The organism is Niastella yeongjuensis, assembly GCF_900110245.1.
In the GTDB taxonomy this organism is placed as follows: domain Bacteria; phylum Bacteroidota; class Bacteroidia; order Chitinophagales; family Chitinophagaceae; genus Niastella; species Niastella yeongjuensis.
The window spans coordinates 299,427-324,850 of sequence record NZ_FOCZ01000008.1; the positions used below are offsets into that span (position 1 = coordinate 299,427).

18 protein-coding genes are annotated in these 25,424 nt (G+C 47.0%); 16 read left to right on the top strand and 2 right to left on the bottom strand.

The features are described from left to right. Positions 1-43: 43 nt before the first annotated feature. The 16 genes from BMX95_RS22450 (at position 44) to BMX95_RS22525 (ending at position 22,841) form a co-directional block, all read left to right on the top strand. Entirely contained in the window at positions 44-1,462 is a 1,419-nt protein-coding gene (locus tag BMX95_RS22450; protein WP_081197723.1) for a calcineurin-like phosphoesterase C-terminal domain-containing protein, read from the top strand. Positions 1,463-1,692: 230 nt separating this feature from the next. Beyond that, positions 1,693-2,373 carry a GDSL-type esterase/lipase family protein gene (locus BMX95_RS22455; RefSeq protein WP_081197722.1) on the top strand — a complete coding sequence of 227 codons (681 nt, stop codon included), beginning with the start codon at positions 1,693-1,695 and terminating at the stop codon, positions 2,371-2,373. A 177-nt stretch (positions 2,374-2,550) separates the two neighbouring features. Then, positions 2,551-4,035, top strand: a complete 1,485-nt coding sequence (glpK, locus tag BMX95_RS22460) for a glycerol kinase GlpK (RefSeq protein WP_081197721.1) — start codon at positions 2,551-2,553, stop codon at positions 4,033-4,035. Positions 4,036-4,193: 158 nt separating this feature from the next. Further along, positions 4,194-4,922, top strand: a complete 729-nt coding sequence (locus tag BMX95_RS22465; protein ID WP_081197720.1) for an MIP/aquaporin family protein — start codon at positions 4,194-4,196, stop codon at positions 4,920-4,922. A 15-nt stretch (positions 4,923-4,937) separates the two neighbouring features. Beyond that, the gene (locus BMX95_RS22470; RefSeq protein ID WP_207631485.1) at positions 4,938-5,846 is read left to right on the top strand and encodes a glycerophosphodiester phosphodiesterase family protein; all 909 of its coding nucleotides are present in this window, start codon (positions 4,938-4,940) and stop codon (positions 5,844-5,846) included. A 125-nt stretch (positions 5,847-5,971) separates the two neighbouring features. Next, positions 5,972-8,164, top strand: a complete 2,193-nt coding sequence (locus BMX95_RS22475) for a GH92 family glycosyl hydrolase (protein ID WP_081197719.1) — start codon at positions 5,972-5,974, stop codon at positions 8,162-8,164. Positions 8,165-8,253: 89 nt separating this feature from the next. After that, positions 8,254-9,789: a glycoside hydrolase family 28 protein gene (locus BMX95_RS22480; protein ID WP_081197718.1), complete on the top strand. Its 1,536-nt coding sequence runs from the start codon at positions 8,254-8,256 to the stop codon at positions 9,787-9,789. Between the two features lie 164 nt (positions 9,790-9,953). Continuing rightward, positions 9,954-10,724, top strand: a complete 771-nt coding sequence (locus tag BMX95_RS22485) for an SDR family oxidoreductase (RefSeq protein ID WP_081197717.1) — start codon at positions 9,954-9,956, stop codon at positions 10,722-10,724. 161 nt (positions 10,725-10,885) lie between these two features. Beyond that, positions 10,886-11,716, top strand: coding sequence for a 5-dehydro-4-deoxy-D-glucuronate isomerase (kduI, locus tag BMX95_RS22490; RefSeq protein WP_081197716.1), 831 nt, complete (start codon positions 10,886-10,888; stop codon positions 11,714-11,716). A 219-nt stretch (positions 11,717-11,935) separates the two neighbouring features. Beyond that, positions 11,936-12,562, top strand: coding sequence for an RNA polymerase sigma factor (locus BMX95_RS22495; RefSeq protein WP_081197715.1), 627 nt, complete (start codon positions 11,936-11,938; stop codon positions 12,560-12,562). 64 nt (positions 12,563-12,626) lie between these two features. After that, positions 12,627-13,727, top strand: a complete 1,101-nt coding sequence (locus tag BMX95_RS22500) for a FecR family protein (protein WP_081197714.1) — start codon at positions 12,627-12,629, stop codon at positions 13,725-13,727. A gap of 269 nt (positions 13,728-13,996) precedes the next feature. Then, positions 13,997-17,098 carry a SusC/RagA family TonB-linked outer membrane protein gene (locus BMX95_RS22505; RefSeq protein ID WP_165758815.1) on the top strand — a complete coding sequence of 1,034 codons (3,102 nt, stop codon included), beginning with the start codon at positions 13,997-13,999 and terminating at the stop codon, positions 17,096-17,098. Next, complete coding sequence (locus BMX95_RS22510) at positions 17,047-17,433, top strand: hypothetical protein (protein ID WP_133053848.1); 387 nt, start codon at positions 17,047-17,049, stop codon at positions 17,431-17,433. The genes BMX95_RS22505 and BMX95_RS22510 overlap by 52 nt, the downstream gene beginning before the upstream one ends. Positions 17,434-17,638: 205 nt before the next feature. Next, complete coding sequence (locus BMX95_RS22515; protein ID WP_081197711.1) at positions 17,639-19,171, top strand: RagB/SusD family nutrient uptake outer membrane protein; 1,533 nt, start codon at positions 17,639-17,641, stop codon at positions 19,169-19,171. A gap of 154 nt (positions 19,172-19,325) precedes the next feature. Beyond that, a complete protein-coding gene (locus tag BMX95_RS22520; protein WP_081197710.1) occupies positions 19,326-20,801 on the top strand; it encodes an arabinan endo-1,5-alpha-L-arabinosidase in 1,476 nt (491 codons plus the stop codon). Between the two features lie 60 nt (positions 20,802-20,861). Further along, positions 20,862-22,841, top strand: a complete 1,980-nt coding sequence (locus BMX95_RS22525; protein WP_081197709.1) for an alpha-L-arabinofuranosidase C-terminal domain-containing protein — start codon at positions 20,862-20,864, stop codon at positions 22,839-22,841. 141 nt (positions 22,842-22,982) lie between these two features. Here BMX95_RS22525 and msrA read toward each other — a convergent pair whose 3' ends face one another. Further along, positions 22,983-23,486, bottom strand: a complete 504-nt coding sequence (gene msrA / locus BMX95_RS22530) for a peptide-methionine (S)-S-oxide reductase MsrA (RefSeq protein ID WP_081197708.1) — start codon at positions 23,484-23,486, stop codon at positions 22,983-22,985. Between the two features lie 120 nt (positions 23,487-23,606). Beyond that, the gene (locus tag BMX95_RS22535; protein ID WP_081197707.1) at positions 23,607-25,073 is read right to left on the bottom strand and encodes a pectate lyase family protein; all 1,467 of its coding nucleotides are present in this window, start codon (positions 25,071-25,073) and stop codon (positions 23,607-23,609) included. Positions 25,074-25,424: the final 351 nt, after the last annotated feature.

The following is a 25,424-nucleotide window of genomic DNA, read 5'->3' on the forward strand; positions in this document are numbered from 1 at the left end:
TTAATGATTGCCGATTCACTCGTTAAAAAGATAATCTGTATAAATGAAAAGAAGATCGTTTATCTCTTCCCTTGGTTTATTGACTGCAGGCTGGGTATTGACGCCGTTTTCACCAGCAAAAGCATTTATTGGTGCTGATAAAAAAGTAAAAGGCGCCGTGCTGGCCAAAGGCAAAGGGCTGAAAGATGTAATTGTAAGCGATGGGTATTCCGTGGTAGCTACCGATGAATCGGGCAAATATGAAATGGAACTGCACCCCAATGCCGTAGCCATCTTTGTTTCTACCCCTGCCGGTTATGCGTTCCATCACGAAAAAGGATTATCACGCCATTACAAAATGGTGCAGGATATAAACCCCCGCAAAGCCATCAACTTTGAGCTGGAACCCCTGCCCACCGACGATACTGATCACCAGTTTATCATTTGGGCCGATCCGCAGGTGAAGCATGAAAAAGACGTGCAACGCATGATGGCGGAATCTGTGCCCGATGTACAGAAATTCGTACAGGCCGCCAATGGCGCTTTATTACATGGTATAACCGTTGGTGACCTGGTATGGGATAACCACGATCTGTTTCCCAGCTACAATGCTGCCGTAGAAAAAATGGGCATTCCCTTCTTTCAATGCATCGGTAACCACGACATGGATTACAACAAGGGCGGCGATGATATGTCGGACGATACATTTCAACAACATTATGGGCCCACCTGGTATTCTTTCAACAGGGGTAAAGCGCACTATGTGGTAATGGACGATGTGCGTTACCTGGGCAAAGACCGGGAGTACGATGGTTATATTTCAGAAGAACAGTTAACCTGGTTACAAAAAGACCTTTCATTTGTGCCGAACGATCGCCTGGTGATTGTGTGTGTGCACATTCCGGTTCATAACGAAGTAAAAAATAGCGATGCGTTGTATGCAGTGCTCAAGGGGCGTAATGTGCATATCATGTCGGGCCATACACACTACCACCGCAACGTGATCAAAAACGATATTTTCGAACACAACCATGGTACCGTATGCGGCGCCTGGTGGACGGGCCCCATCTGTGGCGATGGTACTCCGTCAGGGTATGGAGTGTATTCAGTGAAGGGCACCGAACTGAGCTGGTATTATCAGAGTACCGGTAAAGAAGCCGATCACCAGGTAAGTATCTATGTGCAGGACCAGGATGCAGCCAGCAAAAAGCTGCAGGTGAATGTGTGGAATTATGATCCGGCCTGGACGGTGGAATGCTGGGTAGATGGCGCCAAACACAATGACTTTAAACAGGAGAAAGGGTTTGATGCCCTGGCAGTAGCCTTATACGAAGGACCTGAACTGCCCAAACCCCGTGGCTTTGCAGAACCAAAGAAAACCGATCATTTGTTCCATGCGGTTATCCCAGCCTCGGCCAAACAGGTAAAGGTTATAGCGCTAGACCGGTTTGGGAAGAAGTATTCAGCTGAGTACAATGCTTAGTATTTATGAGAGTAGGAGGTAGGAAGTAGGAAGTAGGAAGTAGGAAGTAGGAAGTAGGAGGGAAGACAGGAAATACGGACTCTTCATAATTCATACCTCGTACTTCTTACTTCAGCAAAATATTGTACGGCGATGAATTTTAACGAAGAACGATTTAAAAAAAGTTAGGCCCGTTGCTGTAAATAATATGTTCTACATATATTTACAGCCCAACAAAAAATAGTAGCTATATGAAAAAAAGAATGCTTGGATTTGTTTCTTGCATAGCAATGATCTCATTGAATGTGAACGTATTAGCGCAACAGGTTACCATTGATAGTGCCGTGCGGCCTGCCGCTTATAAATTGCGGTACGGGATGTTTAAAAGTTATCCGAATTCTACAAAAGACATCATTTTTCTGGGCAACAGCATTACGCAGGGGGTCGATTGGGCCGAACTGCTGCAGAACCCGAATTGCAAAAACCGCGGCATCAGCGGCGACATCACCTATGGCGTACTGAAAAGACTGAGCGAAGTGACCGAAGGCAAACCGGCTAAAGTGTTTGTGTTGATCGGAATTAACGATATTGAGCATAATATACCCGATACGCTGATCGTAAACAACTATCGCCGTATCATCAGGCAGATAAAAGCAGAGTCGCCTAAAACAAAGATCTATTTTCATACGCTGCTGCCCGTTAATAATGAGTTCACCCAATTTAAAAAACATTATAACAAAGACGAGCACATCGCTTTTGTGAACACGGAACTGAAGAAGATTGCCGCGGAAGAAAAGATCACGTTGATCGATCTGCACCCCCATTTCCTCGATGCCAGTAACAAGCTCGACAAACGGTATACGCAGGATGGCCTGCACCTGAATGCGGATGGCTACCAGGTTTGGGCGGGCATCCTGAAACAATATTTGTAGTGAAGGGCAGAAGGCAGAGGGGCAGAAGGCAGAGGGCAGAAGGCAAAGATGCCGCGACGCGGATTGCCGCGCAGAGGTGTATTGGCTTACAGCTTGCAACCTGTAACCTGAAACATGGAACAGCGCACCAGATCACTAATGCATCACATAAATCACTAACGATCATATAAAGAGACTATGCCACAATACATCCTAAGTTTCGACCAGGGCACTACCAGCTCACGGGCCATTATATTCGATCAGGCCGGTTCCATCATCTCGATAGCGCAGAAAGAATTTACCCAGTTGTATCCGCAACCGGGTTGGGTTGAACACGATGCCAGCGAGATCTGGGCCACCCAACTGGCCGTTGCAGTGGAAGCCGTAAGCAAGGCCGGATTGAAAGCAACCGATATCGCCGCCATCGGCATCACCAATCAGCGCGAAACAACCGTAGTATGGGATAAAGAAACCGGTATACCCGTGCACCATGCTATTGTGTGGCAGGATAGACGCACCGCGGAATTTTGTGATCAGTTGAAAGTAAAGTCTGGCAATCTGATCCAGGAGAAAACCGGACTGATCGTAGATGCTTATTTTTCTGCTACCAAGATCCGCTGGATCCTGGACAATGTGGAAGGGGCGCGTAAAAAAGCGCAGGAAGGAAAACTGGCTTTTGGTACCATCGATACCTGGCTGGTGTGGAAGCTCACCGGTGGTAAAGTACACGCCACTGATATTACCAATGCATCGCGCACCATGTTGTTCAATATTCATACCTGCACCTGGGATGATGAATTATTGAAATTATTGGAGGTGCCGGCTTCTATGTTGCCCACTGTTCGTTCATCGAGCGAAGTGTTTGGACAAACAGAAGCGCAGATCCTGGCCGCACAGATCCCCATTGCAGGCATCGCCGGTGATCAGCAGGCCGCTTTATTCGGACAAATGTGCACGGAACCCGGCATGGTAAAAAATACCTACGGTACCGGTTGCTTTATGCTGATGAATATTGGCGACAAACCTATTTTATCTAAGAATAACCTGGTAACTACCATTGCCTGGAAAATTGATGGCAAAGTGCAATATGCGCTCGAAGGCAGCATCTTCATAGGTGGTGCCGTAGTGCAATGGTTACGGGATGGATTGGGTATTATAAAACATTCGTCGGAAGTAGAAGAGCTGGCCCGCAGCGTTGCTGATAACGGCGGCGTATACCTGGTACCTGCATTTGCCGGTTTGGGCGCTCCCTACTGGGACCAGCACGCACGCGGAACAATGGTGGGTATTACCCGTGGTACTACATCAGCCCATATTGCCCGCGCCTCTTTGGAAAGCATTGCGTTGCAAACCATGGATGTATTGACTGCCATGCAGGCTGATGCCGGCAACCCTATCAAAGAACTTCGGGTTGACGGGGGCGCCACTGCCAATGACCTGATGCTGCAAATACAGGCCAATGTGTTACAGGCAACCGTGATCAGACCAGAGATCACCGAAACCACTGCTATCGGCGCGGCTTACCTGGCCGGTTTAGCTGTAGGCTTCTGGAAAAACATCGATGAAATAAAAAAGCAATGGAAACTCAATAAAAGCTTTTCACCCGATGGCACCAATGCCAGTCAATTAACAAAAGGCTGGTTGAAAGCGATAAAGGCAGCGAAAGCATGGGCAGAGGAATAGTAGTGAGTAGTGAGTGGCTTGCTAATATTTAGAAGTCCGCCAACTTGTTAACTCTTTAACCGGTTAACTTGTTAACTTTCACAATTCATTGCCGAAAAGCAGGAAGCAAAACAAAACCTCCTTCAGGGAGAAAATCATCTAACGATAAACAATACCATATGTCAGCATTTTCTGCCGAAGTGATCGGTACTATGTTTTTGATCTTGTTAGGGGCCGGGGTTGTGGCGAATGTAATTTTGAAAGGAACCAAAGGCAATAGCGGTGGCTGGATGGTGATCACCACCGGTTGGGCGCTGGCCGTATTTGTAGGCGTTGTAATTGCAGGCCCCTATAGCGGGGCGCATTTGAACCCCGCTGTGTCGATTGCCCTGGCCGTTGCCGGTAAATTTGAATGGGCCAAGGTGCCGGTATATATTGGTGCGCAGTTATTGGGTGCCATGCTTGGCGCTTTTCTGGCCTGGTTAATTTACCGCGATCATTTCGATGCTACCAATGATCCCGATACCCAACTGGCCGTGTTCAGCACAGGGCCGGCTATCCGAAATACTACCTTCAATTTATTAAGTGAGATCATAGGCACTTTCGTGTTGATCTTTGTGGTTTTCTATTTTACCGATGCTGAGATCAAAGAACCCAAAACACCCATCGGGCTGGGTTCCTTAGGCGCTTTGCCAGTGGCCTTCCTGGTTTGGGCTATCGGTTTATCACTGGGTGGAACCACCGGGTATGCCATCAACCCTGCGCGTGACCTCGGTCCACGCATTGTACATACCTTATTACCCATTAAAGGAAAAGGCAAAGGGAACTGGACGTATGCCTGGATCCCAGTGATTGGTCCCATCATTGGTGCCGTAATAGCCGCTTTGTTATACATGACGTTGAAGTAATCAAAAAAACATATCATGAATCGCATTTTGGGTTTATCTGTAGTAGCAGGTTGTTTAGCTGCCTGCACGGCCTCCAAACATATGTCCATACCAGCCAACTATCCGGCTTTTTATAAAGAAGGTCATCGCGGTACCCGCGGCCTGATGCCTGAGAATACTATTCCGGCTATGAAGAAAGGGGTGGAAGTGGGCGCTAACTGTATTGAAGTGGATGTGTATCTTACCAAAGACGGTAAGGTATTGATCTCGCATGATCCGTTTGTGAATGTAACGCATTCCTTATATGCCGATGGCAGTGAAATAGCAAAGGACGATGCCAAAAAATACATCTGGCACCAAATGAATTATGAAGACATCCGCAAATTTGATGTGGGTTCCAAACCCTATGCTGCCTTTCCACAGCAACAAAAAATGAAGGTGGAGCTGCCTTTATTAGGTGAACTTATTGATTCCGTTGAGGCCTATGTTACTGCCAACAACCTGCCCAAACCTATTTATAACATCGAGCTGAAAACCTCGCCCAAATACGACAGCCTGCAGTATAATTCAGGTCCGGCCGAACTGGTGGATGCGGTAATGAAAGAGGTGAAGGCAAAAAATATCGGCAACCGGTTCTATATACAATCATTTGATGTACGCCCGCTGCAGTATGTGCACAAACAGTATACAGATCTTGTGATTGGCTATTTAACCGTAGGAAAGAACCTGGACAGCAATCTGAAAAGCCTCGGTTTCCTGCCCCATATTTATAGTCCGGAATCGAGCCTGGTGAACAAAACTATGGCCGATTACTGCCACAGCAAAAACATGAAGCTGGTTCCCTGGACCGTGAATGACAAAGAAAAAATGAAAAGCCTGATCGCCGATGGGGTAGATGGCATTATTACGGATTATCCGAATTTGTTTAAAGAGATTGGTCGTTAAGTTAACGAGAGGAAGGGCAGAAGGCAAAGAGGTCTCATCTCTGACCTCTGCCCTTTTCGCCCCACCATTACATTTGTGCCACTCCTGTCACTATATTGCAACTGAATAATCGTAAATTCACTAGCATGAGAGGTAGGCACCACATTAGAAACTTAGTTTCTTTTTTCAGTATTCTATTAATCCATTCGTTTTCCTTCGCCCAGCATTATACAGATTATGTAAATCCCTACATTGGTACTGCTGGTCATGCCCACGTATTCCTGGGGGCTAATGTGCCGTTTGGCGCGGTGCAACTGGGCCCTGATAATATCTTCAGGGGGTGGGACTGGTGTTCTGGTTACAATTATACCGATAGCATTATTAAAGGTTTCTCTCACACGCATTTGAGTGGAACCGGCATGCCCGATCTGGGTGATGTGCTTATTATGCCGTTTACCGGACCGGTTAAAACCGGCGATGTAACACAGGGGGCGCCAACAGCCGGCCCTTCGTCCCATTTCTCGCACAAAAACGAAAAAGTACAACCCGGTTATTATGCGGTTACGCTGGATGATTATAAGATCCAGGTGCAATTGACAGCCACCGAGCGGGTAGGGTTTCATCAATATCAATTCCCCGCAGGGGAAGCGGCGCATATCCTGATCAATCTTAAAGAAGGCATTGGAGATAGAGTGACAGCAACCCATCTCGAAAAAGTAAATGACTCCACGTTCTATGGTTATCGCTTTTCAAGGGGCTGGGCGCCAGACCAGCGGCTGTATTTTGCCATCCGTTTATCGGCTCCCATACAACAGTTCGAGAGCGACAGTATGAAAGGTGTTATCAGTTTTACTAAAGCGCCTGGTACTGTGATGCTGAAGGTAGGCATCTCACCGGTAAATTCAGTCAATGCGTTGGCCAATATCGATGCAGAGATACCCAATTGGAATTTCGCAAAGGTGAAACAGGATGCGGATGCAAAATGGAACAAGGAGCTGGGCAGGATCACCATCGAAACCAAAGATGCTGCTGCCAAAAAGATCTTTTATACTTCGTTGTATCATACCATGATTGACCCCGCTTTATTCAATGATGCAAATGGCGAATATTGGGGGCCAGATAAACAAAATCATAAAGCAACTTTTCAAAATTATACCATCTTCTCCCTGTGGGATACCTATCGGGCGTTGAATCCCTTATATACCATTATGCAGCCAGACAGGGTGAATGATATGATCAACACCATGCTGGCCATCTATCAGCAGCAGGGCAAATTACCCATCTGGCACCTGGCTGGTAATGAAACCAACCTGATGCCCGGCATGAGTGGCGTACAGATAGTAGCAGAAGCCTATTTGAAAGGGTACCGCGGATTTGATACCGCCCTGGCTTTTGAAGCAGTAAAGAATACCTCGCTGCGCGATGAGTTTGGGCTCAATTATGTAAAATCCCTTGCTTACATTCCCAATGACAGGGTACAGGAGTCGGTAGCCAAAGCCATGGAGTATTGCATCAGCGATGGCAGCATTGCCCTCATGGCAAAACAAATGGGCCGGGCAGCAGATGCGGAGTTATTTACCAAACGCTCGCATTATTACCGCAATTATTTCGATAGTACTACCAAATTCTTCAGAGGTAAAAACGAACAGGGGCAATGGAACCAGACTTTTGGTCCGGGCAGAACCAGCCATCCGTGGATAGATGATTATTGTGAAGGCAATGCCTGGCAATATACGTGGCTGGTTCCGCAGGATGTGGAAGGATTGATCAAATTGCTGGGTGGTGACACTGCTTTTGTTAACCGGTTAGATGAATTCTTTAAACTGAAAATAGAATTCGATCCCAAATCGCCGCCGGATATTTCAGGTATGATCGGTCAGTACGCACATGGCAATGAACCCGGCCATCATACTACTTATTTATACGCCTACGCCGGCCAGCAATGGAAAACGGCAGAGAAGGTACGCTACATTTTAAAAAACCTGTATGACAACACTACAGATGGTATCAGCGGCAATGAAGATTGCGGACAAATGTCGGCCTGGTACATCTTCTCTTCATTAGGCTTCTATCCCGTATTTCCGGCCAGTGGGGCTTATGTGTTAGGTAGTCCTTTGTTCGACAAAGCCACCATACAATTACCGAATAAGAAAACGTTTTCGTTAAAAGTAGAACAGAACAGTCCAAAGAATATCTATATTCAACGCGTAATTCTGAATGGCAAACCATGGCCCAATGCCTACATCATGCATAAGCAGATCATGGAGGGCGGTACGATGACGATTGTGATGGGAGATAAACCGGGACCGCCATTGAATATACCCAGATCTCAATACTAAGGAAGTTAATATGTGCGTAAGTTATTAAGTTCTTAGGTTGAGAAAACTAAAGAACTTAATAACTCAATAACATACGAACCAGTCGCAATATGAAAAAAATCAGCTTGTTCCATTTGCTTGTACTTCTTTCTACCAGTATTCTCGCTCAACAAAAGACATACGATATTACTTCCTTCGGGGCAAAAGGGGATAGCCTTACCAACAATGCACCCTTTATTCAAAAAGCCATCGATGAAGCATCTGCCAGTGGCGGTGGCCGGGTGCTGATACCAGCCGGGCGGTTTATGACCAGTGTAATACAACTGAAATCGGGGGTGGAATTGTATGTATCGGCCAATGCACAATTGCTGGGAAGCACCAAACGCAGCGATTATGGCAAGGAAAAAGCATCGGCACTGATCGTTGCCGACAACCAGCACCACATCTCCATTACCGGCACCGGTACAATCGATGGACGGGGCAGGGAAGTAGTGGCTGATGTTGACCGCATGTTGAAAGCAGGCACCCTGCAGGATCCCCAATGGCAAACGGTTAATCCCTGGGGACAAAAACGCTCGGCAGAATTTAACCGGCCACACCTGCTCACCTTTAATAAATGCGACCATGTTGCCATTAAAGGCATCTTACTAAAAGATGCGGCCTGCTGGGTAGAAACCTACCACGAATGCACCAACCTAACGATAGACAGTATCCGCGTGCAAAGCACCGCGTATTACAATAACGATGGCATCGACGTAGATAACTGCAAAAATGTAAAGATCACCCGTTGTACGGTAAATGCCGATGATGATGGCATTTGTTTAAAATCGAACAACGATGCAGCGATCTGTGAAAATGTAGAGATCAGTGATTGTGTGATCCGCTCCAGCGCCAGCGCGCTGAAGTTCGGCACCGCTTCCCATGGCGGGTTCAAAAATGTAATGGTAAAGAACCTGAAAATTTATGATACATATCGCTCGGCCATTGCGTTGGAATCGGTTGATGGCGGCACGCTGGAAAATATAAACATCGAGAACGTCAAAGCCACCAATACTGGTAACGGTATCTTTATCCGCCTGGGACACCGTAAAAAGGAAGCGCCCATTGGCAAAGTGCGCAACATCCGGATCGCTAACGTGCAGGTAGAAGTGCCGGCGGGTAAACCCGATAAGGGATATGAAATGGAAGGGCCTGTAATGAATTATCCGCACAACGTATTTCCCGCCTCTGTTACCGGGCTGCCAGATAATCCCGTTGAAAATATTTTGCTGGAAAACATCAGCATCAGTTACGAAGGGGGCGGCAGTAAACAGGTGGCGCATTTCGGTCTTGACTCGCTTTCAAAAGTACCCGAAAATGCAGGCGACTATCCCGAGTTCTCTATGTTTGGTGAATTGCCCTGCTGGGGATTGTATATGCGGCATGCCAGGGGAATTATACTCAAAAATGTAAAACTGCAATACAAAAAGGAAGATTTCAGGCCCGCCATGGTTGTTGAGGATGTGCAACAATTAGTGGTGGAGGGTTTGCAGGTACCCAGTGGCCAGTCGGCCCCTGTGATCGTATTGAAAAACGTTCCAACGCCTGCTTTGTCAGCAATGAAGCTTCCCTACGACAACAGCAAAGCGGTGATGGAGGTGAAATAAGGCCATAAGCCAATGAACAGCAAATAGATAGACTTCTTTCCCCGTAAAATTTGGTAGTCTACCGCTCATGCAGGAAATTGCAGCCCTGTTATTCTCTCCCGATGTATCGGGAAAAGGGCTTCTCTCACCCTGGCAAGCATTGTATTCCGTTAACAAAATTAATTATGAGCATTCTTTCAAAATTTTCATTGGCAGGCAAAACCGCACTGGTTTCAGGTGCCAAAAGAGGTATCGGTAAATCTATTGCTGTAGCCCTGGCTGAGGCCGGCGCTGACATTATTGGCGTTTCTGCGACATTGGAGTTATCAGGCAGTAAAGTACAGCAGGAAGTGGAAGCTACCGGCCGTAAGTTTAAAGCCTATCAGGCCGATTTCAACGATCGCAAAGCTATCTATTCCTTTATCGACAAAGTAAAAGGCGAATGTCCGCCCGTTGATATCTTATTCTGCAACGCTGGTACCATTATGCGTAAACCTGCTGCTGAGCACCCGGATGAATACTGGGATGAAGTGATCAACGTGAACCTGAACGCCCAGTTTATTTTAAGCCGCGAATTTGGTAAAGACATGATCACACGTGGAAGCGGCAAGGTTATCTTCACTGCTTCTTTATTAAGCTTCCAGGGTGGTATCACCGTTCCGGGTTATGCTGCCAGTAAAGGCGCTATTGCCCGGCTGATCATGGCCCTCAGCAACGAATGGGCAGGCAAAGGCGTACAGGTAAATGGTATTGCACCTGGTTATATTTCAACCGACAATACCGAAGCTTTACGTAATGATCCTGAGCGCGCCAAATCGATCCTGTCGCGTATTCCTGCCGGCCGCTGGGGTGAAGGCGAAGATATGCAGGGAGCCGCGGTGTACCTGGCTTCTCCCGCATCTAACTATGTAACCGGAACGATACTTACTGTTGATGGTGGCTGGATGGGGAGATAGAGTTGACGAGTTGACAAGTTGACAAGTTAACAAGTTGAAAGTTGAAGGGAAGAAATGAGGAAGGAAGTTGAAAGGTGGCCGCGTCCCGGTTTCTGCCCTCTGCCTTCTGCCTATAGTTGTTCAAAGAACAAATACAAGAATTAAAACAAAAGATCTTTATAATGGATAACAGATTCGCAATAAGTCCTAATGAGGCAAAGCAAATGGATACGGCTGCTTTGCGTAAGGCGTTTTTGATAGATAAATTATTTGAAGCAGATGCGGCTCATTTTACCTTGTCGCATTATGACCGGTATATCGCCGGCGGTGTGATGCCGGTTAAAGGTGCTGTAAGTTTACCGAATCCAGAAAAGTTGAAAGCGCAATTCTTCCTCGAAAGAAGAGAAATGGGCATCATCAACGTGGGTGGTAAAGGAACCGTTACTGCCGATGGACAGAAATATGAACTGGACTACAAAGAAGCTTTATACATTGGTAAGGGAACAAAAGACGTGCAGTTTGCCTCTGCTGATGGCAGCCAGCCCGCCAAGTTCTACATCAATGCAGCACCGGCACATCATACCTATCCCACTAAAAAGATCTCCCGCGCCGATGCAGACGTGGTAGAACTGGGAAGTGCTGCTACTGCCAATCACCGCGTGATCAATAAGCTGATCGTGAACAGCGTGCTGGAAGTTTGTCAACTGCAAATGGGGATGACTGAATTAAAAAGCGGCAGTGTGTGGAATACCATGCCCGCCCATACGCATGACCGTCGGATGGAAGTGTATTTCTATTTTGAAGTGCCACAGGGACAAAGCGTTTGCCACTTTATGGGTGAACCGCAGGAAACCCGCCACATCTGGATGCAGAACGAACAGGCGGTGATTTCGCCCAACTGGAGCATCCACTCCGGTGCCGGAACATCTAACTATACCTTCATTTGGGGTATGGCCGGTGAAAACCTCGATTATGGTGATATGGACCATTGCGCTATCACTGAACTGCGCTAGAATAAATTGACCTGTAAGCCTGACAGGCTTTTGTTTTTATTGGATGACCTGTAAGGACCGCATAAACATTCTGGTTGTTTAAAACCCGATGGCGGACCTTACAGGTCATCATCTTTTCCAGACTGCTATATATTCCCCGCTCTTATTGAACCCGTTAGAAAAATATTTTTTAAATGTGGTGAATACATTTATATTAGGTGTAACGATTGACTGCCAATAATGATCCAGACTGCTATTCATACCGACAATCTTTGTTGGGAACGCCTGCTGCAAGGTGATAAGGAAGCTTTATACGAGCTGTACACCCGGTATTACCACACCCTCTTATTTATTGGTCTTAAAAACAGTCACGACAGCGACCTGGTTAAAGATGTAATACAACAGCAATTCCTTTACCTGTGGGAAAAACGCAATACCCTGATGGCCGCGAAAAATGTGCGCAGCTACCTCATCATTTCGTTTTTACGGCGGCTCACAAGCGATTGGGTAAAGGCCCGTCGCACCGTAAACCTGGATGTAGCGTGGAGCAAAAAAGAAGAAGAAGGGTTTGAAACTTCCTGGGAAGAAACGCTGATCATAAAAGACGAACACGATGCTTTGTGCAAACACCTGATGGCCGTTATCAATGCCCTGCCAGCCCGGCAACGCGAACTGATTTTGCTAAAATTCTACGAAGGCCTGAGTTATGATGCCATCACGCAAAAGACAGGACTCACACACCGCACTGTATATAATAAGATTCACGAAGCCCTGTACAGGATAAAACAACGATTGGTACAGCCTGAGGTTGTTTCGGGTATCCAATCACTTTTACTGTTATATGCTGCCTCCCTGTTTCATTTCTAAAATTTATTTTACCAATAACGGGTAAATCCGGTGAGCGGGGCACTCTGCTTATAAAAGAGGGGCCATGCAATCAAAGTACCGGACCGTTGAAGAGCTGTTAAAGGAGGAGTCCTTTATAAATTATTGTTTGCGGAACAATGAACGCGACGTTCATTATTGGGAAACCTTTTTAGTTGAAAACCCTGGTAGAAAAGACCTGATAGCAGATGCCGTACAGGAGTACCGGTTGTTGTTTACCGCCCTGGCCCAGAGCGACCTGGATGAACAATTGACACTTCTTAAAAATAAGGTGGAAGGCAACGAACGTGCCCCGGTTATTGAATTGAACCGTTCCGGCAACAGACGAACAGTTGCCTATCCACGATTTACTTCCATTGCCATAGCTGCATTGGCAATACTTACTGTTGGCCTTTATATGATCTGGAAATCACAACGTATACCTGTATCCCAACCGGAGCGGGTGCAATATGTATGCAAACCCGGTGAACGAAAAAGTTTCCAGTTTCCCGATGGTACCCAGGTGATCCTGAATGCAGGCAGTGAATTGTACCTGAACGACAAGTATGCCAAAAACACCCGCGAGGTATTTCTGAAAGGCGAAGCATTTTTTGAAGTGCGGCACAATGCCGCCGTACCCTTTATTGTACACACCGCCAGTATGGATGTAAAAGCGCTGGGCACTGCCTTTAATGTAAAAAGCTACAACAACGAAAACAAAACAGAGGCTGTGCTGATTCGCGGGCTGGCAGAAGTGACCCTGAAAAAAGACAACAACCGCAAGCTGTTACTCCATCCCGACGAAAAAGTGTTATGGACGGAGATCAAAACCGGTGTTTCCCCGGCAACCCTGCCCCCAGTTGATAAAACAGTACCGGAGCAAGGAGTGATAAAACCGGTGAAAAAATCAGATAACGGCGATGTAAAAGAAGTGGCCTGGGTGCAGAACAACCTGGCATTTGAAGATGAGCCGTTTGAAGAAATAGCCTATCAGCTGAATCGCTGGTACAATGTGAACATTCAGTTTGAAGCCAATGAGATCAGGCAATATCATTTTACCGCCACATTTAAGAAGGAGAAGATTGAACAGGTGCTGGAGATTCTAAGAACGTCGAAACGGTTTAATTACCGGTTTGAGGGGGATAAGGAGATATTGATTTTTAAGTGAGGAGTTGATCAGTTAACAAGTTGACGAGTTAACGAGTTAACTCGTTGACGCGGAAGAAATGAAGTTGGTAGTGTTGACTGAAGTAAGGTTGAAAAATTAACAGGCTAAGTTTTATTGCGAGATAACCCAACCCCCCCTTCCGCCAGTTGGCGGAGACGGGGGGAGGCCAAAATAGGGGAATGCGGCAACATTCCCCTGCTTAAAGCCGAAACAGGTTAACGCGAATGGTTTGCCTGTTTCCATTATTCATCTTTAAACTTTCTAAAGGTATGAAAAAATTTCATCCGCCAACAGCGGATACCTTGCTTTACGTGGCATTAGCCAAAGCTGTAAGGATTATGAAACTAACGACTGCTTTATTGATCATTGGTTGTCTGCATGTTTCAGCCAGGGGACTTTCACAGGAAGAGAAAGTAACCCTGTCGTTGAAAAATGCATCCATTCCTCAATTGTTTAAAAGCATAGAAAAAGTAACCGAATATCGATTTGCTTACAGCAACGATATTTTACCGCGCAATTTCCTGGTGACCATTGCGGTAAAAGAAACGCCCGTATCAACTGTATTAAGATCGGCGCTTTCAGCAAGCGGATTGCGGTTCAACCTCATCGATAATGAAGTGATCGTAATATCAAAGGATGTCAATACCCCGATGAGCATACCTGTCAGTGGTACCGTCACCAACGAAGCAGGGGCACCGCTGGCCGGCGTATCGGTGATGGTAAAAGGTTCAAACTCCATTGGCACCGTTACCAACGAAAAAGGGTTTTACCGGTTGGAGGCGCCTGATGGCGCCACCACGCTCATATTTTCTTCGGTAGATATGCAAACGACAGAAGTGGCCATCAGCGGCAAAAATGCCATCGATGTAGTGCTGAAAAAGAATATAACAGAACAGGAAGAAGTGGTGGTCATCGGGTATGGAACACAAAAGAAAAAAGACCTCACTGGTTCCATTAGTACGGTAGATCCAAAAATGTTGAACAAGATTGCCACCAATGATGTGCTGAAAGCCATACAGGGGCAGGTGGCTGGGGTAAGTGTCACCAGTGGCGGACAACCCGGTGCTGCGCCGGCCATCCGAATACGCGGCATCGGAAACTTTTCCAACAACAGCCCGCTGTTTATTATCGATGGTGTACAGGCGCCGGTGAACGACCTGGTGATCGCTGATGTAGAATCGATCCAGGTGCTAAAGGATGGATCAGCTGCTGCCATATACGGATCGCGCGCGGCCAATGGGGTGATCATCATCACCACTAAACGCGGCAAGAGCGGCAAGTTCAAACTGGATTACAATGGTTATTATGGGGTACAGAATATTGTAAAACGGTTCGATGTCACCAATACGCAACAATACCAGGAGCTGGTGAATGAGGCCAGTATCAATGCGGAACCGGCACAGGTGATAAAGCCGGCCAATGATCCCGGCTCACCATTATTTGTAAAGAACATAAATACCGACTGGCAAAAGGAAGCCTTCAAAACCGGTAATATCCAGGAGCATACCGTGGGTATTTCAGGCGGTTCCGATGCCGCTAAATATTATGTCTCCATCAACTACTTCGATCATGCCGGAACGGTAGCCGGTAAGGGCCCTGCTTATAAACGCTATTCATTCCGCATCAATACCGATTTTAAGGAAGGCCGCTTCAAGTTTGGCGAATCGTTCAACTATGCAAAGATCGATCAGCGTTTTATGACCTTTCTGCATACCGGTAATATTCTGGGATACATTGTAAATGCCATTCCCAGTTTGCCGGTTCATGATACTGCTACCCGCGACGGGTACAGCAGCTCCAGTCAAACCATTCATGGTTCGTATACGGCCAATCCTATTGGTTTTAACAATGTGCTGGACAGTAAAACGGAACGCTTCCGGTTTATTGGAAATGCCTATGGTGAATATGAATTTGCCAAATGGCTGAAATATAAATTGAGCCTGAGTTATGAAAGGACGGACTGGCGTGATTTCTATTTTGAACCCATTCACGATCTGGGTTGGTTTTATGTAAACAATATAGCCAAACTGAACGATTGGCGTGGTTCAGGAAATACGGGCACCATCGAAAACACCCTTACGTTTGATAAAGTATTTGGCCTGCATTCCCTGAATGTACTGGCGGGGCAGTCAGTGCTGGAAAGCAATCTGTCGCGCAGCTTTGCGCATGCCGAAGGGTTTAACCAGCCTTATTTCCCGGTGCTGAGCAATGGTACCTCCGGCATAACAGCAACCGGCGATGAATTCAGAAGCCGCCTCTCGTCTTACTTTGGCCGCGTAAACTATATCTATGATGATAAGTATTTATTAACGGCCACCATTCGCCGGGACGGGTCATCCCGGTTTGCACCCAGGTATCGTTGGGGTAATTTTCCATCACTGGCAGTAGCCTGGAAATTGCACAACGAGCATTTTCTGCAAACAGCGTTGCCTTCGTTTGTCAACCAGTTGAAGTTGCGCGCTTCTTATGGTGAGCTGGGTAACCAGGAAATAAGGGATTATCAATACCAGGCCTTTATTAACTCTTATGCGCATGCGGTGTTTGGCAATCAGCTGGCGCTGGGTGCTACCCAAACTCTTTTTCCGGCGCCTAATATAAAATGGGAGAGTATGATCAGTCGCAATATTGGTCTTGATGTGGAGCTGTTTAAAAAACTCACCTTCTCGGCCGAGTATTTTCGCAATACCGGTAAAGACATTCTGTTGCAGGTGGCGATCCCCGGTTCTACCGGTGTGTATCCCGGTGAATCTCCTTATATAAATGGCGCTTCTACGCAAAACTCGGGCTTCGAGTTTCAACTGGGGTATGCCGATAAAAAAGGAAGTTTTAATTATAACATCAATGCCAATATTTCGACCCTTAAAAACAAAGTGCTGTCACTGGGTTATGGCAACAATCCTATTTATGGGTATGGTAACCTCACTAAAACAGAAGTGGGACGTGAAGTAGGAGAGTTGTACGGCTGGGTGATAGATGGCATTTTTCAATCGCAGCCGGAAATAGATGCCCTGAATGCCAAATCGCCTATTAAACGATACCAGGAAGAATTGACGCGCCCGGGCGATTACCGGTTTAAAGACATCAATGGCCGCGATGCCAATGGTAAACTAACAGGCTCGCCTGATGGAAAAATTGATGACGATGACAGAACGTACCTCGGCAGCGCCATTCCTAAATTGTACTACGGCTTTAATGCAGCGGCGTCGTACAAACAATTCGATCTGTCGATAGTGGGGCAGGGTGTTAGCGGCACAGGATCTTCAACAGCATCCGTGCCGGTATTGAAGGCGGGGCTGGCTGGGATAATTACGGCACCCGGTTGCTCGACCGCTGGACACCCACCCATACCAATACCAATGTTCCCCGCGTAGTGATGTTCGACCCAAATAAAAACGGACGTAACTCTTCGCGCTGGCTGGAGAACGGCAGCTTCTTTCGCATCACCACCCTGCAGGCCGGTTATACATTGCCGCAACATATGCTGCAGAAAGCGCATTTGTCGAACCTGAGAATTTATATCACAGCGCAGAACCTGGTAACCTTTACCAAATACACGGGTTTCGATCCTGACTTTGCCAATAACAATGGCCTGTTCGACCGGGCTATCGATAACGGTTCATACCCCAACCGCCCATTCACTGCCAATGAAGCAGGCGGATTGCCGAATCCCAGGTCGTTTCTTTTTGGGTTGCAGGTGGGGCTGTGAGGGAAGGGCAGAAGGGCAGAGGGCAGAGGGCAGAAGGCAGAGGGCAGAGGGCAGAAGGCAGAGGGCAGAAGGCAGAAGGGCAGAAGGCAGAGGGCAGAAGGCAGAAAACATCATCGCGGCCTCCAGGAACACAGAGCGCAAGAACATAGAACCCAATAACTCAATAACCCAATAACCTGGAACTAAGAACTAAAAACTATGAACAATGAAAAGTAAACATATATTACTCACTGCCATTATAACTATTTCCGGTATGGCATGTGGTAAAGATTACCTGCAGCTTGACAATCCTAATCAACAACGGGTCACTACATTCTGGAAAACCGAGAATGATGCGCTGATGTCGGTGAATGCCGTTTACCAGGCATTGTATTACGATGGTACCTTTATGCGTTTTGCGCAATGTGCACTCGATTTACGGGGTGATGATATGATGAGCCCCAGTCCCTGGGATGTATTGTCGAACACGGGTTCGTTCAAGCTGTTTAACAATACCATTATGCAACAATGGTTGTGGATTGCCTTTTATGGTGGTGTTACCCGCGCCAACTTTGTATTGGCTAATATCGATAAAGTGCCCTTTAAAGATCAGAACCTGTACAAACGGTTAAAGGGGGAAGCGCTGTTTTTACGGGGACTTCATTATTATTACCTGGTGACCTTTTTCAATAATATTCCCCTGATAACAAAGTTCTATGAACAGCAGGAAGAATACTATCCGGCACAGGTAGCACCGGCAGTTCTGTGGGACCAGGTATACCAGGATTTTGATGAAGCATCCAAACTGTTGCCTGTTTCTTATGCGGGTGCCGACCTGGGCCGGGCAACCCGGGGCGCTGCACTTGCTTTCCTGGGCAAAAGCTATTTATTCAATAAGAAATATGAACTGGCATCGGCCAAATTTAAAGAAGTGATGGGTATGGGTGGTTACGAGCTGATGGACAACTATGGCGATAATTTCACCGAAGCATTTGAAAACAACAGGGAGTCTATTTTTGAGGTGCAGTTCAGTCGCGAGGCAGGAGGCATAACTCTGGGGTGGGTAAGTTCGCCCGGGGCAGACTGGAGTAAGACAACTGCCCGCGCTATTACATTTGGTCCTGCGCCTTTTGGCTGGAACGATGCGGCGCCCACGCAATGGATCGTTGATGAATTTAAAAAAGAAAAAACAAAAACGGGTGGGGATGATCCCCGCCTGCAGGCCACTATTTATTACAATTATCCCGGTTGTAAACTGTATGGACAATCATTTCAAACCGTATATGCGGCAGAGCCGGGTAAACTGGGTGTAAAGAAATATGGCAATGGCGATGGGAAGGTGCCTGATGAAAAAGACTGGCGCTCGGGCGTCAACGAGCGATTGATGCGGTATGCCGATGTACTGCTTATGTATGCCGAATGCGAGAATGAATTGGACCATCGTGCTGAATGCGCCAAATATATACAACGCGTGCGTAACCGGGCCAACCTGCCCGATCGGGAAACTGAGTTTGCAGCTTTGACACAGGAACAAATGCGCGATCGTATTGCGCATGAACGCGCTTTGGAATTTGCCCTGGAAGGTCACCGCTTTGATGACCTGCGCCGCTGGGGCTGGTTACAGAATGCCACCAGGCTGGCCGAACTCAAAGTACACGATCCCGAGTTCAATAGTTTTGTGCCTGGCCGGGAATTCTTCTCTATTCCTCAGGCTGAAATCGATGTGAATAAAAATTTAAAACAGAATACGGGATATTAGTTAGTTACAGGTTGCAAGTTACAGGTTGCCGGTTACCAGTTACCGGTTACCAGGTACCGGTTACCAGTTACCTGTTGCCGGGGCGTTTGCTTCGATTTCGAAAGCTGCGAACCTGGAACCCCATTAATTCAAATAACCAACTATAACTGTACTAATGACGTTATCTTTCCTACAGTTTCTTTTTGTGACGATCAGCTGCCTCCTGGCTGGTTGCGGGAAAAAAGCAGGCATAGCCCCGCTGGATACGGTGCCACCGGCTGATTCCACCTTTGATGTAAATTCCATTAACGATACATATGCCGCTATAGCCCCTTTTACTTACTATACCCATTGGGGACCATACAATGTACACGATCCATCCATTGTAAAAAGCGGGGAGTACTACTATTGTTTCAGTACCGATGCGGCGTATGGCACTACCGTAAAACCGGGCATTCAGATAAGAAGATCGAAAGACCTGGTGCAATGGCAGTTTGTTAGCTGGGCCTTTAATGCGTTGCCGGCAAAAGGCGCTGCATACATTACACAGGCTGGCGGAACGCCCTTTCAATCGTTATGGGCGCCCTATGTGCTGCAAGTAAATAACCAGTACCGGTTGTATTATTCACTGTCCTCCGCCCTCTTACGACTGAGTGTGATTGGTTTGGCCACTGCTGCGACACCGGAGGGTCCCTGGACCGAACAGGGAGTGGTAGTTAGCTCACGCAACGACTTTGCCGTAACCCAAACCAACGCCATCGATCCAACGGTAGTGGTTACCCCACAAGGCGAACATTGGCTGTATTATGGATCGGCCTTTGACGGTATTTATGTGCTGCAACTGGACGCCGCCACCGGTTTACCCGCTACCACCGGTGATAAAGGAAAACGCATTGCCCAACGCGGGTTTACCAATGGGATCGTAAATGGAAATATCGAAGGGCCGGAGATCATTTACAACGCCTCGCAAAACAAATATTACCTGTTTATTGCGTACGACTGGCTGGAAACAAAATACAATGTACGGGTAGCCAGGTCCGCCACACCACAAGGGCCCTTTCTTGATTTTAATGGAAATGATATCAACAACGAAGCAGATGATTACCCGATGATCCTGGCGCCCTACCAGTTTCAGGGACATGGCGGCTGGCAGGGCGTATCGCATTGTGCAGTTTTTGAAAAAGATGGCCAGTACTTTATGGCGCACCAGGGCCGGCCTTCCATCGATAAATTCTTTATGGACCTGCACATACGTAAAATATACTGGACACCCGATGGCTGGCCGGTGGTATCGCCCGAACGATATGCCAACGTGCCACAAACAGCTATTGCGCAAACTGAGCTTACCGGTGAATGGGAACAAATTGTATTGGGGTATAAAGTAGTGCCGGGCTATGCCGCTGAACAGGTAAATGCCGACCTGCAGATAGCCACTACCATTACCCTGCATGCCGATGGGACCATCAATGGCAGTGCCGCCAATACCTGGTCATACGCCGCACCCTGGCTGGAACTAAAATGGAACAACGGGGCATATACTGATAAAGTATATGTTTCCCACGAACGTGATTGGGAGAATAAGAAAAGTAGTACTTTGGTATATAGTGGGTTGAGCAATGCTGGAATTGCTACCTGGGGAAAGAAGCGTTGATTTGACAAGGAATTAAAGAACTCAATAACTTAAAAACATAATAACTTAGAATTCAGCATAATGAAAAAAACGATAACGCTTGTTTGGCTGGTAATAGGAGTACTCAATACAACTTTCTCTCAACAAACGCATAGCCTGGTGGTGAATGTTGCGCAACCAAAAGCTACTATTGACCCAACCATGTGGGGGATCTTTTTTGAAGATATCAATTTTGGGGCCGATGGAGGGATTTATGCGGAGATGGTAAAGAACCGCTCGTTTGAGTTCTTCAAACCTATGATGGGCTGGACGGTAAACCGAAAAAAGATGGTGGAAGGCGAACTGCTGGTGATCAACCAGGGCTCGGAAAATACCCGCAATCCCCGTTTTCTGCGGGTTACCATGAACAATGCCACCAAAGGCGATCTTGGTCTCACCAATGAAGGGTTCCGCGGTATGGGTATTAAGAAAGGGCTGCGGTATGACTTTTCAATCCTATACCGCCAACGGGAGGCACACACGAAACTGCATATTGAATTAACCGACACTACAAAAAGAGTGGTAGGCGATACGGTTTTGTCGTTAACCGAAGCAGGCGACAGCTGGCATAAAGCAACCGTAAGTTTTCATGCCAATGAGACTGTGTTGAAAGGCAGGCTGAACATCTGGTTCGAAGGCAATGGTACGGTAGACCTGGATATGATCTCTTTGTTTCCCGGTGATACCTGGAAGAACCGGCCCGGTGGGATGCGTGCCGATATGGTGCAATTGCTGGCCGGGATGAAACCCGGTTTTATCCGTTTTCCCGGTGGTTGTATAGTAGAAGGGTTCGACCTTTCTAACCGGTATCGCTGGAAGAATACGGTTGGTCCCATTGAAGAAAGACAATTGATGATCAACCGGTGGAATATTGAATTCCCCTATCGCAATGCACCTGATTATTTTCAAACATTTGGACTGGGTTTCTTTGAATACTTTCAGTTAGCAGAAGACATTGGCGCGGAACCATTGCCTATTCTGAATTGCGGCATGGCCTGTCAGTTCAATTCGGCAGAACTGGTGCCCATGAAAGACCTCGATCCGTTTATCCAGGATGCACTGGACCTGGTTGAATTTGCGAATGGCGATGTAAGGACCCAATGGGGTAAGGTACGGGCCGATATGGGGCATCCTGCGCCCTTTAACCTGAAGATGATGGGTATAGGCAATGAGAACTGGGGACCACAATATATTGAACGCTTAAAGGCATTCCAGACAGCCATTAAAGCAAAATATCCCAATATAAAATTGATCTGCAGCTCCGGCACTGATCCCAATGGGGAACGGTTCGATTACCTGAATGGCGAGCTGCGTAAACTGAATGCTGATTTTATAGACGAACATTATTATCGAAAACCCGAATGGTTTCTGCAAAATGCCCGCCGCTATGATAATTATCCCCGTACCGGTTCAAAGGTTTTTGGTGGTGAATACGCCTCGCATGTTGATAAAACGGTGGGCAACAACCGCAATACCTGGCTGGCAGCGTTGTCTGAAGCGGCGTTTATGACCGGACTGGAACGCAATGCCGATGTAGTAGGCATGGCTTCCTATGCACCGCTGTTTGCGAATGTAGATGGCTGGCAATGGGCGCCCGATCTTATTTGGGTGAACAACCTGCAGGCGTATGGCACACCCGATTACCAGGTACAAAAATTATTCTCCCTTAACAAGGGTTCCCAGGTAGTTCCCATTACGTTAAACAACGAGGCAGTGACCGGGCAGGACAGTTTATATGCGTCGGCCTGTATAGATGCTGCGGCCAATGAACTGATCATTAAAGTAGTGAACGCCTCTGACAAAGCACAAAACAACACCCTGCAACTGGATGGTGTAAAAAAGATCGCTGCCAAAGGTAAACTGTTATCGATGCAGTCTGAACTTACCGCGGTTAATTCTTTTGATAGTCCAGCCAATGTAGCGCCTGTTGAATCAACGATTGGAATAAAGAATAAAAAAATAACCCTGGCTACAGCACCTTATTCATTCAGTGTGTTACGGGTAAAGTTGGAGGGGAAGTAGGGGTAGGGGGTAGGAAGTAAGAGGTAAGAAGTAAGAGGTAGAAAATTCGCGAGCTTCGTATTTCCTACTTCTGACTTCTTACTTCATATTGTTAAAATACGCAAATGAAGTATTTGATCATATGCGTCTCACTCCACATTGCTATTTCTTTTCCGTTTCCAGTTTCCATTCCGGACGGATAAAATGGCACGTATAACCGTAGGGATTCTTTTGCAGGTAATCCTGGTGTTCTTCCTCTGCATCCCAGAAATCCGATTCCGGTGTAATGGTAGTTACGATGGGTTTGGAATAGATATGGGCGTCGGTTAATTCCCTGATGAGTTCGGCAGCGGTTTGCTCTTGTTCCTCATTGTGATAAAAGATAGCCGAACGATAAGAGGTGCCAATATCATTTCCCTGGCGATTGAGCGTGGTAGGGTCGTGGATCTGGAAGAAAAATTCCAGCAGTTGGCGGTAAGACAATATGCTGTCGTCGAAGGTTACCTTAATGGCTTCTGCATGTGTGCCATGGTTACGGTAGGTGGCATTGGGAACATCGCCGCCGCTATACCCAACCCTTGTTTCTTTTACTCCCGGCAGGGCCCGAATGAGTTCTTCAACACCCCAGAAACATCCACCAGCGAGTATGGCATTTTGTATTGACATATAGATATTTTTTTACTAAGAATTGAAATTGTCTGTTACCAAAGGTAATAACAAAAAGGCGGCCTCAATGTTTACAAACACAGCAGACCGCCTTTTGGGGTAATTTTATACTTTCTGGCCTTACTTTGCTGCTATTGGTCGCTGGGGCGCCGGTGTTTTCCCTTCGTGCTGTACCAGTAACGGAGTGGAGGATACCAAAGAATTGATATAAACTTCAATATTCAGATAAACCGGGTTGGTGCTGCTGCTGGTGATGGCATCGGCTGCATTGTTTTTGTTCACCCCATGCGAAGTTTCCCAGCTGTCGGGCATGCCATCTGAATCGGAATCGAGTGGGGCAGTACCGTTTAGCACTCTTCCCAAACCACCATTGATCAAAGGCATATCGGTTTCGCGATAAATGTACCGGCCCTGGGTGCCTCGCGAGTTTACTTCTGCAACAATGAGGGAATCAACCTGGTCGCGTTTGGGTACCGTAGGGCCAACATTGCTCACGATCCAGGAATAAGCCTGGGCCGCAGTCATGGAAGGACTGGCGGCTGGATAAGCGTAGGGTGTTGTTTTAAAGTTAGCCGCATCAAGGCCCGGGTAGCCGGTAGCGTTATAAGGCACCAGGCTGCCATCGAGCGTGCCGTTCTTGTTATTGTCGAAGTAGTTGCCGGCACCGTATAAATTAAACGTGCCGGTTCCCCTTGAGAAGGGAGTGGAAACGGTGGGTGGAGTATTGGGTGCACCCACAAAATAGTTGTTGATAATGTTTACTTCCGATACCCCGGATGAACCACCCATAATATAGGCGTCGCCTTCCCAGCCATAATTCATTTGATCGCCCAGGCGGTTGCCATTGCCCCAGTTGTACACCACATTGTTTACGAATTCATTCTTGCCCTTTACTTTGGGATTGCGGGTTTTGTTGCTGATGTACAGGTCCCTGATGAGGCTGACCTTGCCGCCATCGGGTGTTTGTATCAAACCACCGCAGGAATGGTTCTCCCGATGCAGCGCCTGGCCGATTATAGAATTTTGAATGGTGATGTTGTCGGGTGAGGTGTTTTTGTTATCCCAGTTGATGGAGAACACCTCATCCATTCCCCAGGTAAAGGAGCAATGATCAAAGATCATATTGGCACCATTCGCAATGCCCGAGGCGTCTTTACCGGAGTTATTGGTTGCGCCAAGGCGAATACGCAGGTACCGGCAAATGGTGTTGACGCTGTTGGTAAAAGTTACCCGTTTGCCAAAGAACACAATGCCATCACCCGGCGCTGTTTGTCCGGCAATGGTGGTATTGGCGGCCACTACTACATCGGAGGCCAGGTTAACAATGCCGCCTACACGAAAGACTACTATCCGGCCCGGTGTGCTTACTGCATCGCGAAAAGAACCAGCCCCGGCATCGTTGAGGTTGGTGACCAGGTATACCTGCCTGGTGCCGGCACCGCGGGCGCCGGTTGCAAACCGGCCAAATCCCTCGGCGCCTGGAAATGCCAGTGTTTGGGCATGGATTGAATAATTGGATATCAGCATTAAAAGCAGGGACAATTTACACGAATGGGCTCGTGCAATGGCAATGATCGTTTTTTTCATATAACAGGTTTAATTGATGACAAGGTTTATAGTTCTTAGGTTCTTAGGTTATTAGGTTTTTGGGTTATTGGGTTCTTAGGTTCTTTAATGCGGTTCTTTGCCGGTTAGGGGATGGAGTGCGCGACCTGTATTTGCTTACAGCTTACAGTGTATGATAACTTAATAAAGGAGGAGAAAGAAAATAATAAAGTTTAACTACCACGGGCATAGTGATAGCTGCAAAGGATAGGTGCGGCATGGCAAGTTAGTTCGTTTGGTTGGTTAATGGCAATTGTTATTAGTAAGTTACCCCTTCATTTTGCGTAAACTATCCTGTTTCATCCCGTAAACTCACTATGATCTATGCAATCG

Bases quoted from the DNA above. Each gene is read 5' to 3' on its own strand.
- BMX95_RS22450 (WP_081197723.1), top strand. From the start codon at position 44: ATGAAAAGAAGATCGTTTATCTCTTCCCTTGGTTTATTGACTGCAGGC.
- BMX95_RS22455 (WP_081197722.1), top strand. From the start codon at position 1,693: ATGAAAAAAAGAATGCTTGGATTTGTTTCTTGCATAGCAATGATCTCA.
- glpK (WP_081197721.1), top strand. From the start codon at position 2,551: ATGCCACAATACATCCTAAGTTTCGACCAGGGCACTACCAGCTCACGG.
- BMX95_RS22465 (WP_081197720.1), top strand. From the start codon at position 4,194: ATGTCAGCATTTTCTGCCGAAGTGATCGGTACTATGTTTTTGATCTTG.
- BMX95_RS22470 (WP_207631485.1), top strand. From the start codon at position 4,938: ATGAATCGCATTTTGGGTTTATCTGTAGTAGCAGGTTGTTTAGCTGCC.
- BMX95_RS22475 (WP_081197719.1), top strand. From the start codon at position 5,972: ATGAGAGGTAGGCACCACATTAGAAACTTAGTTTCTTTTTTCAGTATT.
- BMX95_RS22480 (WP_081197718.1), top strand. From the start codon at position 8,254: ATGAAAAAAATCAGCTTGTTCCATTTGCTTGTACTTCTTTCTACCAGT.
- BMX95_RS22485 (WP_081197717.1), top strand. From the start codon at position 9,954: ATGAGCATTCTTTCAAAATTTTCATTGGCAGGCAAAACCGCACTGGTT.
- kduI (WP_081197716.1), top strand. From the start codon at position 10,886: ATGGATAACAGATTCGCAATAAGTCCTAATGAGGCAAAGCAAATGGAT.
- BMX95_RS22495 (WP_081197715.1), top strand. From the start codon at position 11,936: ATGATCCAGACTGCTATTCATACCGACAATCTTTGTTGGGAACGCCTG.
- BMX95_RS22500 (WP_081197714.1), top strand. From the start codon at position 12,627: ATGCAATCAAAGTACCGGACCGTTGAAGAGCTGTTAAAGGAGGAGTCC.
- BMX95_RS22505 (WP_165758815.1), top strand. From the start codon at position 13,997: ATGAAAAAATTTCATCCGCCAACAGCGGATACCTTGCTTTACGTGGCA.
- BMX95_RS22515 (WP_081197711.1), top strand. From the start codon at position 17,639: ATGAAAAGTAAACATATATTACTCACTGCCATTATAACTATTTCCGGT.
- BMX95_RS22520 (WP_081197710.1), top strand. From the start codon at position 19,326: ATGACGTTATCTTTCCTACAGTTTCTTTTTGTGACGATCAGCTGCCTC.
- BMX95_RS22525 (WP_081197709.1), top strand. From the start codon at position 20,862: ATGAAAAAAACGATAACGCTTGTTTGGCTGGTAATAGGAGTACTCAAT.
- msrA (WP_081197708.1), bottom strand. From the start codon at position 23,486: ATGTCAATACAAAATGCCATACTCGCTGGTGGATGTTTCTGGGGTGTT.
- BMX95_RS22535 (WP_081197707.1), bottom strand. From the start codon at position 25,073: ATGAAAAAAACGATCATTGCCATTGCACGAGCCCATTCGTGTAAATTG.